Source organism: Enterococcus sp. 6D12_DIV0197 (assembly GCF_002174385.1).
Taxonomy (GTDB): Bacteria; Bacillota; Bacilli; order Lactobacillales; family Enterococcaceae; genus Enterococcus_D; species Enterococcus_D casseliflavus.
Genome location: NZ_NIBN01000001.1, coordinates 2729395 through 2741547, shown reverse-complemented (window position 1 = coordinate 2741547; position 12153 = coordinate 2729395). Strand labels below are relative to the sequence as shown.

The window sequence follows — 12153 nt, the reverse complement described above, 5'->3', positions numbered from 1 at the left end:
CACGAAATCATTGAATGCACAACAAATCCTGAAGGGGGCTCTATCTAGGCAGGCAGCCATTCTTTTGGTAAGATAAACGAGAAAGGGTGGAGAAAATGACAGAAAAACGTTCTTTGGCATCGATGCAAGAAGAAGTCGATGCGTATATTCAGCAATTCAAAACTGGCTATTTCAGCCCCCTCGCCCAAATGGCTCGTTTGACCGAAGAAGTCGGCGAATTGGCGCGAGAAGTGAATCACTATTACGGGGAAAAAAATAAAAAAAGCGATGAAGTTGAAAAAACAGTGGCAGAAGAGCTCGGTGATGTACTCTTTGTGACGATGATCATGGCCAATTCACTAGACATCGACCTGACTGAAGTGTTTGAGGAAAATATGGCAAAATTCAATCAGCGGGATGCGTATCGTTTTGAAAGAAAAGATGGGAAAGTAAATGAAACTGACTAAACTACCAAAAGAATTTGCAGAAGCTGCACCGCTTTTAAAAAAAATCGAAGCCGCAGGCTATGAAGCATACTTTGTCGGCGGCAGCGTGCGAGACACGATCTTAGGCCAGCCGATTCATGATGTCGATATTGCTACCAGTGCATTTCCAGCCGAAATCAAGGCGCTTTTTCCTCGAACCATTGACATTGGCATCGAGCATGGGACGGTGTTGGTTTTGTGGGAGCAGGCGCAGTATGAGATCACTACGTTTCGAACGGAAGCAGCCTATCAAGATTACCGCAGACCCGACAAAGTGGATTTTGTCCGTTCCCTGAAAGAAGATCTAAAACGGCGGGACTTTACCATCAATGCGTTGGCACTTCAAGAAGATGGTGTCATCATTGATCTTTTCGATGGTCTGGCAGATATCGATAATCAAATCTTACGAGCAGTGGGTCACCCCCAGGAACGTTTCCATGAGGACGCCCTACGAATGATGCGGGGGCTGCGTTTTGTCAGTCAATTGGGCTTTGTTTTAGAAACAGAAACATTGGCTGCTATCCATGCGAATCATGCCTTGTTGGGAAAAATCTCTGTTGAACGGATCATGATTGAATTCGTGAAATTGCTTTTAGGCAATCATCGGAACCAAGCACTACGGGCGCTAGTAGAAACCGAATGCTATATCTATTGCCCAGGCTTGCGGGAATACGGTGAGGCGTTACTGCGGATGGCAGACCTGCCAGCGATCCCATTAGAAAACGAAACGGCGGCCTGGGTTTTGCTCATTGACCAAATGGGTTTAGCGCCAGAGGCAGTCCGCAGCTTTTTAAAAGCTTGGAAATGTTCCAATGACTGCATCCGCCAAGTACACACGGCTTATCAAGCACTGCTCGCGCGTCGAAACGGCGAATGGAATGACCTAGTGTTGTATCAGTTCGGTCTAGAAGCAACCTGTTTAGCCGAAGGATTATTGCGTTATGACAATCAGCCCAACGATCCAGCAAAAATCAGTCAGCGCTATCAGCAGCTGCCGATCCATTCACTGAAGGAGTTGGCGATCGATGGACGTGATTTACTACAAACGATCGATCGTTCTTCTGGTCCGTGGCTCAAAGAAGTCTTGACCGCTGCCGAAGCTGCAGTCATCACACGAAAAATCCCTAATGAAAAAGAAGCACTATTAGCGTTTATCCAAGCGTATTTAGCAAAGGAGGGATAACTGAAAAATGGAAAGCAAAAAAGAATTTATCGTGGGACAGCAAGACACTGCGGCTGTTTTGGGTTCTGGGGGATTAGACGTTTTAGCAACCCCACGATTGGTAGCAATGGTGGAAAACACCTGTTGGGAAGCCCTTGAGCCTACTTTAGATAAAGGGTTTACTACCGTCGGTACAAAGTTTTCGATCAATCATTTGAAGCCTTCACCAGTTGGAGCGACAATCACAGTTCTTGTGCAGTGGGAAAAAGAACAGGGGCTCCAATTTCATTATCAGGTAATAGACGCGAAACAACAGATCATTGCCAATGGGACGCATCAACGAGCAGCAGTGGAAATCTCTCGGTTCATGAAAAAAGTCAACGAAAAACAAAGTTAATTTGTGTCCCGATGGCGACTATGTGTTAGAATTAAAGTGTATTACTAATAAAAAGGAGCGTTTTGTCATGGCTAGAGAAATGAAAGCTTTAAAATTTTATTTCCGTAATGGAGAAACATGGACGATTGAGCGCCGTTACATCGGTGACTTGTGGATCAAACAAATCACGACCAGTTTTGGCCGCATCCACGGAAGCGAATTTGTTGAGATTCATCCATGTGCTGGGTTCAAAATTGAAATCTTCCAAGAAGGCGATCATGTGGCAACGCATGACATCAACTTAGGTGGGCTTGAATTAGGGATGTTTGCCCGTGCGTTGAAATATGAAGATATCGAACGGATGGAAATTCTTTACCGTAACGGTACACCGGATCTTGTGTATTTCCCATATAAGGACAAAGATACGGAAGGATTGGATAACGTATACCAATCAACAAAAATCAGTGAGAAAACGAAGAGCCTTTATATCGTGATCGACCCGAACCAGACAGTCGATGATGTTTATAAAGAACATTTCGAAGAATAAGAAAAACGCAGAACCAGTTGGTTCTGCGTTTTTTTTTAGAATGATTCTTGGAACATATCCGTATACTTTTTTAATAAAAGATAATCTTCGGCATATTCATCTTTTAAAACGATCGTATCGCCAAAGAAACTCTTACGCGCATGTTGGATGATACGATGCTGAATATCTTTTTCTAAAAGGTAATCGATCTCAGACTGTTTCAGGTTTTGTGCAGCAGTCGCCCGATTCTTTTCTAAATATTGCAGCAAATCGTACTCAAGGTGTCCCGCACCGTTGATGACTCGTTTGTATTCGATTTTGTCAATTTTCATCTGCTCACACTCCTTGCTATTAAAGTACCTTAGAAAAGAACAAAGGGGGAGGTGGGCGAATCGAAATTACATAAATCTTTAAAAAATGGACCGTTTGTTAATGTTATCTTAAGATTTGTCAGCAAAAAGGAAAGAAAAACGAATCAAGTGCCAGTATTTTTCGAACCATCAGCAAACGGTTCTTTTTCCTTTTGCTGATGGACGGGTCCTATATTAGCGATCCCATCTAGACCACCGGCATGTCCGCCGACTAATTTGCTGCGAGCAATGGCGCGAGCGCCTTCCATCCGGCTTGTGGCGTGAACGATCGAAGTGAAGCCGTATTTTTCACGAATCTTATCGATGATCAAATCTAATTTACGCTGGCGCAACTGCGTTTCTGCTTGCTCAAAAAGATCCAGCTGGACATTTTCTGTATAAACCAATTTTGAATAGGTAATACCGATGTGGCGAACGACTTGCCCCGTATAAAATTTTCGAAAGAGAAACAGGCAATGAGCCACAAGTTTGCGGGTATTGTCAGTTGGCGGGATCTTCATTTGTCGGGAAAAACCAGAGGCAGTTTCACCAAAGGCTACGCCGATGTAAACATTGATACAAGCGGTCTGACAATGATGACGGCGAATCCGAGCGGTAACTTGTTCCGCCATTTCCTTGATGACGATCTCGATTTCTTCTTGTAAATAATAATTGCGATGTAGGACTTGGCTATTGCCGTAGCTTTTTTCCATCACTTGTGGTGTCGGTTCAGATAAAATCGTGCGATCAATGCCATGGGCGTGATGATAGAGCTGCTCGCCAATGATCCCCATGCGACTGCGTAAAAGATCAGGACTGGCGTGAGCCAATTGCTCGATCGTTTCAATCCCCATCAAGTGCAGTCGTTTTTCTGTGCGCCGACCGATCCCCCAAAACTCTGTCATAGGGGCGATCTGCCAAACTTTTGTCGGTACATCGTCATAGGTCCATTCAGCGATCAAGGAACGATTGTGTTTGGATTCGTTATCTAAAGCTAGTTTTGCTAACAATGGATTGTCGCCAATGCCGATGGTGACATACAATTTCGTTGTTTCGTAAATGTCTTTTTGAATTTGCTGGGCAATCAACCAACGTTTTTCTTCGCGAGAGATCGTTTTATCGGGAATGAAAAGATCCAATGTACGGGTCAGATCCATCATCGTTTCGTCGATCGAATAGAGCAGCAAGTCGTCTTGTCCAACATATTTGCGAAAGACATTATTGACTTTGGTGTTTTCTTTGATATAAAAACTCATACGCGGCGATGCTTTGTACAAATCGGGATGTGTCGGCAGGTTGTCATTGCGAGTCACATTTGAAATTCCCAATACCGATTTTGCCTTTGGGGAAGCTGCTAAGACTAAGCCGTTACCAGTATTGTCAGAATGTGACATGACGACCAGCATCGCTTGGATAGGATCTAATCCACGAGAGATGCATTCTACAGAAGCATAAAAACTTTTGACATCAATAAATAAGATATCGCGTTTTGGCTCGAGCGCATAATTAAAACCACCCATTTTTATCACTCCTTACCGAAATTATACGAACGTTTGTTCTTTTTTGTCAAGCGAACAGGAGCGGATGAGGGGGATTTGTTTTTTTATAGAGAAGTTATTTTTGTTTTATAATGATGGGAAACGTTGGTTTATAAGGAATACATTCATTTCAGATTATCAGAATTCGATTGGACATACATACGGGGTTTTGTCTTTTTACCCGAAAAACGGATAAAAAAACAGCCGCTCCATTGGACCGACTGTCGTAGCTTAAATCAATTTTCGGCAGGTAGGGTTGCAAACAAACTTAAGAGATTGCCGTCTATATCTTTGACAATGGCATAGCGTTGCCCCCAAAAGGCAGACCAAGGTTCTTTGAAAGACTGATACCCGGCAGCAACGACTTTTGCATGAAGGGCATCAACTTCTTCAGGAGAATCACATAAAAAGGCTAATTCAATCGTATCACCCACAGTCATTGGTGCATGTCCGTAGATCCCAGCAACCATCTGGCGGCTATTCAAGGAGATGCGAATCCCGTCGTTTGCTAATTCCATATAATCTTCTGAGTGCTGACCTAATGGCGTGAAGCCAAGTACTTGATAAAAAGCCAGTGCCTGTTCCATGTTTTTTGTGATAATACCGACCATATCTAGTTTCATTGTTTTCTTCCTTTCATGTGGGCGTTCTTTACATAACAGTCAATGCAGTTGCTAGCAATGAAGATCACCTCGTTTTTGTCAGACGGTAATGGTGCAACCGTTCAGCCAACGTACCAGTATGCAATTCAAATAAATGGTTGTCATCGTCATAAAAATAAATAGAAGCACCTTCGCCTTTGCTGCGGGAACGATCTTTTTCGATCTTCAATCCTAGTCCTTGGATGCGCGTAATCAAGGAATCGATTTGAGCTTGATCGATTTTAAAGGCAATATGGTTATACGTTTTTGGCAGCTTCTGGGAGGCATCCTCCATAACAGCAAGCCATAAGCCATCGATCAAAAAGAATTTTTCTGGGAAGTAAGAATGGGCCTGGTCCTGACTATCATAAACTTCCTCTGCATCAAACAATGTTTCCAGCATCGTTGTCGTCTTTGCTAAATTCTGTACGATCAACGTGATATGGGAAATCTCCATCGCATCAACACTCCTTTGCTATGACGAAATAGGGGAAAGAGAAACAATCAGTATCAAAAGAAGCATTATGTTAGTGATTGTGAAATACCAAGAGGAAGAGAAGAACATAAAACAGTGCATCTGTTGCGCAAGGAATAAGTTTCTTCGTGTATTTGGTCCAAAAGAAGACATTTATTAAGAAGAGGACAATCACCGTCGGTAGGCTAAAGGTCCAAGCAGGGTGTTTGATGAAAATGAAAAGCATATTTCCAATAAGAGCAAAAAGAAAAGCACCATAAAACAGACGATAGTTACTAGGTAGATACGTAAAATTGCCAAGCATGGGTTCACCTCCTATAGGCAGTATAGCATGAAAGGGTCGATCGGAGATCAAAGTATACAGAAAAGGTGGCAACGGGAGAGAGCGGCTTCATATTATGGTTATTGCCAAAATCATCTCGCGCATAATCGCGGGAGAGATACTGCAAAAAATTTCGGAAAATGAAGCTGCCGCTTAATCGCCCCTGAAATCTTTGTTGCTGCTCATGCGTTCTCCTGATGCTTATTCAAAAAAAGCAGCAATACATTCACTAAGTGAATTTGGCTACTGCCTGCTTTTTTTTATGATGGACAAAGAGAGACAATAAAACGATGAAAAGAATAGTTATTCGATGTGTTCCAGGAGAAGCTTTTCTGAGCAATTTAGGCAAAGGATCGGCGCGTTTATCAGTGCTAATTCTTTTCTGGGTTTTAGTTGGTAAGCAGAAGCTTTCGGCGGAAACGACCATTTTGTCCAAACGACTTCCCCTGTGTCGATCACTTTTTTGCAATGGTTGCAACGAAACTCTTTTTCTTCTTTGTTAAACATTTAATTTCTCCTTTTTTCTATACATTATACATTAAAATTTATTTTTGTGACTTTACAAAGAAATGGCTTAAAAGTCCAAAGAAGAGAAGTCAAGAAGCAGCTAAAACAAAGAGTAATCAAGGAGACGATGCAATTACTATCTAAGTTTGAAAGAACAAGGGCTAATAGAAGGGGAGTTCCATTCAAAACCATCACCTCAAAGCTAGTTTTTACAAAAAAAAAAGTTCGCAAACGCCTTGGTTATCAGCGTTTGCGAACTTCTTAAATAGCATTATTTTGTTTCGCGGTGTAAAGTAACTTTTCTTTCACGTGGGCAATATTTTTTCTTTTCCAAACGATCAGGATTGTTACGTTTGTTTTTGTTTGATAAGTAGTTGCGTTCTTTACAAGAAGTGCACTCTAATGTGATGTTTACGCGCATGATTTTCCCCCCTAACGATACAAGAATCCTCTAAGAAATCTCTCAGACTAAAATATAATAGCATGTTTCGTGAGGGAATGCTAGCTTTTTCCTGAAATTTGTTAAGTAGTTTTACTTGACGAATTTCTTGAAACGCATTAGTCCAATTTGCTCTGGATATCTTCGATCATTTTGGTATAGGCGATCGGACCGTTGTAGAGCCAGCTTGATTCAGGGCCGAATTCCCATAAATGATTGTTTTTGACTGCATCAAGATTTTGCCAGACTTGTTCACTGAAAAAATCAGCGCCTTTATCACTATTTACTAAAATCAAGTAATCGGCATCCAATTCTGCTAATTTTTCCAGAGAAACGGCAGACCAATCAGCAGTGGCACTTTCACTGATTTCCGAAACCAGTGAGGGAACTTTAAAACCGAGTTCGTGATACAGCAGCTGACCGCTTGATTTTGTTTCTGAAACCATGAAGACAGAGTTATTGACCACCCATAAAACAGCGATCGACTTGCCTTGGATTTGATCAGCGTACGTTTCCTTGGTAGCAGCGACTAAGTCATCATAATCAGCTTCTACTTGGGCAGCTTGCTCTTCTTTGTGTAACACCTTTGCAATATCTGTCAGACGTTCCCGCCAAGTCACGTCCTCGCCATTTGTGACCACATAGGTCGGCGCGATTTTACTGTATTGATCATATTTGTCACCTTCCACCATGGAATTGCTATCCATCAGTAGCAGGTCTGGCTCAAAGCTCAAGACATCTTCAAAGGGCAGATCGTAGTTGATCCTTGGAACCTCCGCCAGTTTGTCTTGCAAGTATGCTTGATCACTGTCATTGCCGACGGTCCATTGAGCAACCGGTGTTACCTCTAAAGCGACCAAATAATCTTCCAAATAACTACCAATCACCCGCTGTGGGTTTTCGGGAACAGTGACTTCATTTCCCATAGCATCGGTAAAGGTTGTTGCTATTTCTGAAGAAGTAGTGGCTGATCCACTGCTATCCGTTGAGTCATTATTCGTGCTGCAAGCACCCAGTAGGGTAAGGGAGCAGGCAGCTAGCAGGGTAAGCCAAGTACTTCTTTTTGACCATTGTTTCATAGAAACACTTCCTCCTTTGTTACATGTTGAGCACTTATTATTTTAATTGAGAATAGTTCTCATTTGCTGATAGCTATTATCACGAAGAAACGCTCCTTTGTCAATCTTATTTTTTTATTTCCTTTTTTTAGAACTATTGACGAATAGTAGGATTACATTCATAATTGATAAGCATTATCAATCATTTATTTTGGGGACGAATATGGCGAAATTACGAACAGTTGACTTGAGTGTCGGCTATCAAAAACAAAAAATTGTGCAAAATCTAACAATTGAGATGCCAGAAGGGAAAATCATCGGCTTGATTGGTCCGAACGGCAGTGGGAAATCGACGTTTTTAAAGGCACTTGCCCGAATTTTACAGCCATTGTCTGGTGAGGTCCTCTTAGATGCACAAAACCTGCAAAACATCAAAACCAAAGAAGTAGCGAAAAAGATTGCGCTGCTCTCACAAGTTAGCGATTCATCGATTGGCTTGACGATTCGCGAAATTGTTTCTTATGGTCGTTTTCCCTATCAAAAAGGACTAAATAGTTTATCGGAACAAGATCTTGCGGCGATCGACTGGTCCTTGCAGGCAACGGGTTTGACAGCACTAGCAGATGAAACGATCAGCACGCTGTCAGGGGGACAAAAACAGCGCGTTTGGATCGCCATGGCACTTGCGCAAGATACGGATATCGTGATTTTAGATGAACCAACGACCTTTTTAGATCCAGCGCATCAATTAGAAATTTTGCTCTTATTACAGCAAATCAATAAAACCTACGGAAAAACGATCATTATGTCGATTCATGACCTGAATCATGCCTCACGTTTTTCTGATTATATTTATGCATTAAAAGGTGGAGAACTGTTGGTCTCTGGTACACCAGAAACAGTGCTGACCAAAGAGTGGCTACAGCGTTTGTTTGAGATCGACGCCATGTTAGGAACCTTTCCTAATAGCACAAAGCCATTGGTCTTGACCTATGAGTTAGGAGCCCAAGCATGAAAAAGTTTTCTTGGTTGCTGCTGCTTTTTAGCTGCTGCTTTATTATCTGTTTCTTTTTGGCGATCACCCAAGGCGCTGCAGACCTTTCCTTTGAAACGATCTGGGATGCTATCTTTGCTTTTGACTATGAGAATCAGCTGCATCAAGTCTTGCGCAATATTCGATTGCCCCGTGTGTTGGCTGCTTTTCTAGTAGGAAGTTGTTTTGCTGTTACGGGAGCTATCATGCAGGGAATTACGAAAAACGCTCTGGCAGATGGCGGTCTTTTAGGTGTCAACAGTGGGGCTGCGATGGGATTAGCGATCGCATTTATCCTATTTCCTAGTATTCAACCGAGTCAAGCGGCGCTATTTTCGTTTTTGGGTGCCTTTGTGGCAACTGCGCTGCTTTTTTTATTGACTCGCTATGCCAAATTGGGTATGTCACCTACAGGTTTGATTTTGGCTGGTGTGGCACTAAGTTCTTTTTTCTCAGCCATCAGTCAGACCCTGTCACTGCAATTTGATTTAAATCAAGAGCTAGCCTTTTGGTTTATCGGTGGTGCCGCAAATGTGACTTGGCAGCAACTGCGTTTTGTGGGCCCCATCTATCTGATTGCCATCGCTTTTGTGCTACGTCTAGGAAAAGCGTTGAATCTGTTAGCGCTAGGAGATGACACCGTCATTTCATTAGGCAAGCACCCGCATCTGATTCGGGCATCTGCCTTACTGTTAGTCGTAGTTTTGGCGGGAATGGCGGTTTCGCTTGTTGGACCGGTCAGTTTTGTCGGCTTAATGGTTCCTCATGTCGTGCGGGGAATGGTGGGCAAAAACTATCAACTGATTTTGCCTTTGACGATTCTTGGAGGAGGAACACTGGTGATGGCCGCTGATCTGGCTGGCCGCCTGATCAATCCGCCCTTTGAGACACCCTTTGGGATACTGATGGCATTGATTGGTGTGCCTTTTCTATTGATCAAGATACGGAGGGAAGGCTGATGAAAAAAACACTCTCTGTTTTTTTCCTACTGCTGATGGTCGCTTTTTTAGGAAGTGTCATGGTGGGAAAAACAATTTTATCCTTTCAGGCATTAGGGGCAATCTTTCAAGGAACGGCATCTTCGAGTCAAGTACTGACTTTTACTGAGTTTCGACTACCACGGGCTTGTCTAGCGCTGATCGCTGGTGGTGCCTTTGGTTTTTCTGGGTTTGTCTTGCAAGGAGTGACGAGAAATGAGTTGGCTGATGCAAGTATCGTAGGAATCAACAATGGGGCAGGGCTCTTTGTGATGATCTACTTGGGTTTTTATACCCAAGGATCGCAGCTTTTGCCTGTCGTTGGGATCATCGGTGGTTTATTAGCTGCTGTACTGGTCTATTTGATTGCCTATAAGCACCGCCAATTGTTATCGATGGAGCGAGTACTGCTGGCGGGAATCGCCGTCAATGCAGGGCTGGCGGCGGCTACCTTACTCTTTACGGTGGAATTATCAAAAGACCGCTATCGCTTTGTAACAGCGTGGCTTTCTGGTTCGATTTGGGGAACTTCTTGGCAGCAAATCACCAGTCTGCTTCCTTGGGTCATCGTATTGTCTGCCGCAGCTTTCTGGACCGTACCAAGGCTTAACTTACTTGGCTTTGGCGAGGAGCAGGCAATTAGCTTAGGGGTTTCTTTGACCCGTTTGCGGACGTGGTTTTTAGTGATCGCGGTTGGTTTAGCTGCCAGTACGGTTGGCTATACTGGTAATTTAGCCTTTGTGGGCTTATTGGCGCCTCATATCGCTAAGGGACTCATCGGCAGAGAATCTCGCAGTGCCTTTTTCTTAGCGGGAATGATCGGCAGTCTGCTAGTCTTAGTCAGTGATACGATCGGTCGTTTGCTATTGACAAGCGGCGAGATCCCAGCTGGTATCATCATTTCTATCGTAGGGGCACCGTACTTTGTCTTTTTGCTGATCCGACGTAAAGAAGGATGAGCAACTAGTCATGATCTTGTCAAGAAAACTGCGATTCTAGTTTGCTATTTGGACACAGTTTTTGGTACTATTTCTGAGAGGAGTGATCCAATGGAAAAACCAGTCATTAGAGAGCACATGATCCAAACATTAAAACAAATGCCAATCAAACAAAAGCAGCAGAAAGAAACGCTGATTTTGCAGTTGCTGTTTTCTTCTCAAATTTGGCAAACAGCTGAGTCAGTAGGTGTGATCCGTTCGTTGCCATTTGAATTTGATACAGCGGCTATTTTTGCTAAAGGATTTGAACAAAACAAACGAATCGCAGTGCCGAAAGCACAACAGAAAAAATTGCAGTTTTATCATGTGGAGCCGACAACACGTTATGAAGCGTCGGCATTTGGAGTTGAAGAGCCGATCAGTGAGCAAGAAGCCCATCACTTGGATTTGCTGATTGTTCCCGGTTTGGCGTTTTCTAAAAACGGCTATCGCATCGGCTTTGGCGGTGGCTATTATGATCGTTTCTTGTCAGCTTTCGATGGCAAGACCGTTTCTTTGGTCTTCGGAGAGCAATTCAACGATCAATGGACACCAGATGTATTCGACATCCCAATCGATAAAATCTATACGGATTCTCTTATTCGCACGTAAAGGAGCACGTCAATGAATTCTCAAATGAAAAGATGGCTGAATCAGCCGGTCTTCACGTATCTGTTTTTAGCTATCCAAACAATTGTGTTTATCTTAGGTTATTTTAGTCCCTCTATTCAATCAGGCGGGGTGATGTTTGGTCCGTTTGTCGTTTATTTAAATGAATATTGGCGTTTCGTTACCCCGATCTTTCTACATTTCGGTTTGGCTCATTTTGCGATCAATTCTGTGATTCTGTATTATATGGGGCAGCAAGTAGAAGCCATCTATGGTCATAGCCGTTTTTTTGCCTTGTATTTGCTAAGCGGCATCATGGGCAATACCATGAGTTTTGCCTTCAACCAAATAGGGGTTCAATCAGCAGGCGCTAGTACTTCTTTATTCGGACTTTTCGGGGCATTTTTGATTTTAGGTTGGCATTTTAGAAATGATTACCGCATCCAAGCAATGGTACGGCAATTTGCCCTATTCGTTGGATTGAACCTGGTTTTTGGGGTGTTTGATCAAACGATCGATATGTGGGGACACATTGGGGGGATCCTCGGTGGGTTATTGTTAGGGAATCTTTTGGCATTGCCAAAGAACTATGGAAAATATTCGATCCACACCAGAATCCTCTCTGGCGTACTCTTTGTTTTCTTATTGGCTATTTTTGTGATATATGGTTTTAAAAAATATTAATTACTTGTATAATAA

Annotated in this window: 17 protein-coding genes; 9 read left to right on the top strand and 8 right to left on the bottom strand. The window is 42.9% G+C overall.

Annotation, left to right across the window (positions count from 1 at the left end):
• Nucleotides 1–95 precede the first annotated feature (95 nt).
• The 4 genes from A5867_RS12750 (at nucleotide 96) to A5867_RS12735 (ending at nucleotide 2549) form a co-directional block, all read left to right on the top strand.
• Nucleotides 96–446 (top strand): nucleotide pyrophosphohydrolase, encoded by a 351-nt coding sequence (locus tag A5867_RS12750; RefSeq protein WP_005231912.1) that lies wholly within the window; start codon nucleotides 96–98, stop codon nucleotides 444–446.
• Nucleotides 433–1647 (top strand): CCA tRNA nucleotidyltransferase, encoded by a 1215-nt coding sequence (locus A5867_RS12745; protein ID WP_087627767.1) that lies wholly within the window; start codon nucleotides 433–435, stop codon nucleotides 1645–1647. The genes A5867_RS12750 and A5867_RS12745 overlap by 14 nt, the downstream gene beginning before the upstream one ends.
• A gap of 7 nt (nucleotides 1648–1654) precedes the next feature.
• Nucleotides 1655–2023, top strand: coding sequence for a thioesterase family protein (locus A5867_RS12740; RefSeq protein WP_005229366.1), 369 nt, complete (start codon nucleotides 1655–1657; stop codon nucleotides 2021–2023).
• Between the two features lie 67 nt (nucleotides 2024–2090).
• Nucleotides 2091–2549: a hypothetical protein gene (locus tag A5867_RS12735; protein ID WP_005229368.1), complete on the top strand. Its 459-nt coding sequence runs from the start codon at nucleotides 2091–2093 to the stop codon at nucleotides 2547–2549.
• A gap of 35 nt (nucleotides 2550–2584) precedes the next feature.
• On the opposite strand, the gene A5867_RS12730 is transcribed toward A5867_RS12735, so the two are convergent.
• The 8 genes from A5867_RS12730 to A5867_RS12695 form a co-directional block, all read right to left on the bottom strand.
• Complete coding sequence (locus A5867_RS12730; RefSeq protein WP_005229370.1) at nucleotides 2585–2860, bottom strand: hypothetical protein; 276 nt, start codon at nucleotides 2858–2860, stop codon at nucleotides 2585–2587.
• A 143-nt stretch (nucleotides 2861–3003) separates the two neighbouring features.
• Nucleotides 3004–4398, bottom strand: a complete 1395-nt coding sequence (locus tag A5867_RS12725; protein WP_087627766.1) for a Y-family DNA polymerase — start codon at nucleotides 4396–4398, stop codon at nucleotides 3004–3006.
• A gap of 254 nt (nucleotides 4399–4652) precedes the next feature.
• Nucleotides 4653–5039, bottom strand: a complete 387-nt coding sequence (locus A5867_RS12720; RefSeq protein ID WP_087627765.1) for a VOC family protein — start codon at nucleotides 5037–5039, stop codon at nucleotides 4653–4655.
• A 64-nt stretch (nucleotides 5040–5103) separates the two neighbouring features.
• Entirely contained in the window at nucleotides 5104–5514 is a 411-nt protein-coding gene (gene fosX / locus A5867_RS12715; RefSeq protein WP_005229379.1) for a FosX/FosE/FosI family fosfomycin resistance hydrolase, read from the bottom strand.
• 70 nt (nucleotides 5515–5584) lie between these two features.
• Nucleotides 5585–5836: a hypothetical protein gene (locus A5867_RS18110; RefSeq protein WP_087627764.1), complete on the bottom strand. Its 252-nt coding sequence runs from the start codon at nucleotides 5834–5836 to the stop codon at nucleotides 5585–5587.
• Nucleotides 5837–6157: 321 nt separating this feature from the next.
• Nucleotides 6158–6361, bottom strand: a complete 204-nt coding sequence (locus A5867_RS12705) for a hypothetical protein (RefSeq protein ID WP_087627763.1) — start codon at nucleotides 6359–6361, stop codon at nucleotides 6158–6160.
• 271 nt (nucleotides 6362–6632) lie between these two features.
• Nucleotides 6633–6782, bottom strand: coding sequence for a 50S ribosomal protein L33 (gene rpmG, locus A5867_RS12700; protein WP_005229384.1), 150 nt, complete (start codon nucleotides 6780–6782; stop codon nucleotides 6633–6635).
• A 137-nt stretch (nucleotides 6783–6919) separates the two neighbouring features.
• A complete protein-coding gene (locus A5867_RS12695) occupies nucleotides 6920–7879 on the bottom strand; it encodes an ABC transporter substrate-binding protein (protein ID WP_087627762.1) in 960 nt (319 codons plus the stop codon).
• 202 nt (nucleotides 7880–8081) lie between these two features.
• On the opposite strand from A5867_RS12695, the gene A5867_RS12690 reads away from it, so the two are divergent.
• From A5867_RS12690 to A5867_RS12670, 5 genes are all read left to right on the top strand, one after another.
• Nucleotides 8082–8873, top strand: coding sequence for an ABC transporter ATP-binding protein (locus A5867_RS12690; protein ID WP_015510060.1), 792 nt, complete (start codon nucleotides 8082–8084; stop codon nucleotides 8871–8873).
• A complete protein-coding gene (locus tag A5867_RS12685; RefSeq protein WP_087627761.1) occupies nucleotides 8870–9850 on the top strand; it encodes an iron ABC transporter permease in 981 nt (326 codons plus the stop codon). The genes A5867_RS12690 and A5867_RS12685 overlap by 4 nt, the downstream gene beginning before the upstream one ends.
• Nucleotides 9850–10827: an iron ABC transporter permease gene (locus A5867_RS12680; RefSeq protein ID WP_087627760.1), complete on the top strand. Its 978-nt coding sequence runs from the start codon at nucleotides 9850–9852 to the stop codon at nucleotides 10825–10827. The genes A5867_RS12685 and A5867_RS12680 overlap by 1 nt, the downstream gene beginning before the upstream one ends.
• Nucleotides 10828–10917: 90 nt before the next feature.
• Entirely contained in the window at nucleotides 10918–11457 is a 540-nt protein-coding gene (locus tag A5867_RS12675; RefSeq protein WP_010749307.1) for a 5-formyltetrahydrofolate cyclo-ligase, read from the top strand.
• A gap of 12 nt (nucleotides 11458–11469) precedes the next feature.
• On the top strand, nucleotides 11470–12138 hold the full coding sequence (locus tag A5867_RS12670; RefSeq protein ID WP_005229393.1) for a rhomboid family intramembrane serine protease: 669 nt from the start codon (nucleotides 11470–11472) through the stop codon (nucleotides 12136–12138).
• Nucleotides 12139–12153: the final 15 nt, after the last annotated feature.

Excerpts from the sequence above, each read along its gene's own strand:
- A5867_RS18110 (WP_087627764.1), bottom strand. The coding sequence starts at position 5,836 with ATGCTTGGCAATTTTACGTATCTACCTAGTAACTATCGTCTGTTTTAT.
- A5867_RS12745 (WP_087627767.1), top strand. The coding sequence starts at position 433 with ATGAAACTGACTAAACTACCAAAAGAATTTGCAGAAGCTGCACCGCTT.
- A5867_RS12750 (WP_005231912.1), top strand. The coding sequence starts at position 96 with ATGACAGAAAAACGTTCTTTGGCATCGATGCAAGAAGAAGTCGATGCG.
- A5867_RS12720 (WP_087627765.1), bottom strand. The coding sequence starts at position 5,039 with ATGAAACTAGATATGGTCGGTATTATCACAAAAAACATGGAACAGGCA.
- A5867_RS12670 (WP_005229393.1), top strand. The coding sequence starts at position 11,470 with ATGAATTCTCAAATGAAAAGATGGCTGAATCAGCCGGTCTTCACGTAT.
- A5867_RS12680 (WP_087627760.1), top strand. The coding sequence starts at position 9,850 with ATGAAAAAAACACTCTCTGTTTTTTTCCTACTGCTGATGGTCGCTTTT.
- rpmG (WP_005229384.1), bottom strand. The coding sequence starts at position 6,782 with ATGCGCGTAAACATCACATTAGAGTGCACTTCTTGTAAAGAACGCAAC.
- A5867_RS12690 (WP_015510060.1), top strand. The coding sequence starts at position 8,082 with ATGGCGAAATTACGAACAGTTGACTTGAGTGTCGGCTATCAAAAACAA.
- A5867_RS12735 (WP_005229368.1), top strand. The coding sequence starts at position 2,091 with ATGGCTAGAGAAATGAAAGCTTTAAAATTTTATTTCCGTAATGGAGAA.
- A5867_RS12705 (WP_087627763.1), bottom strand. The coding sequence starts at position 6,361 with ATGTTTAACAAAGAAGAAAAAGAGTTTCGTTGCAACCATTGCAAAAAA.
- A5867_RS12730 (WP_005229370.1), bottom strand. The coding sequence starts at position 2,860 with ATGAAAATTGACAAAATCGAATACAAACGAGTCATCAACGGTGCGGGA.
- fosX (WP_005229379.1), bottom strand. The coding sequence starts at position 5,514 with ATGGAGATTTCCCATATCACGTTGATCGTACAGAATTTAGCAAAGACG.
- A5867_RS12675 (WP_010749307.1), top strand. The coding sequence starts at position 10,918 with ATGGAAAAACCAGTCATTAGAGAGCACATGATCCAAACATTAAAACAA.
- A5867_RS12740 (WP_005229366.1), top strand. The coding sequence starts at position 1,655 with ATGGAAAGCAAAAAAGAATTTATCGTGGGACAGCAAGACACTGCGGCT.
- A5867_RS12685 (WP_087627761.1), top strand. The coding sequence starts at position 8,870 with ATGAAAAAGTTTTCTTGGTTGCTGCTGCTTTTTAGCTGCTGCTTTATT.
- A5867_RS12695 (WP_087627762.1), bottom strand. The coding sequence starts at position 7,879 with ATGAAACAATGGTCAAAAAGAAGTACTTGGCTTACCCTGCTAGCTGCC.
- A5867_RS12725 (WP_087627766.1), bottom strand. The coding sequence starts at position 4,398 with ATGGGTGGTTTTAATTATGCGCTCGAGCCAAAACGCGATATCTTATTT.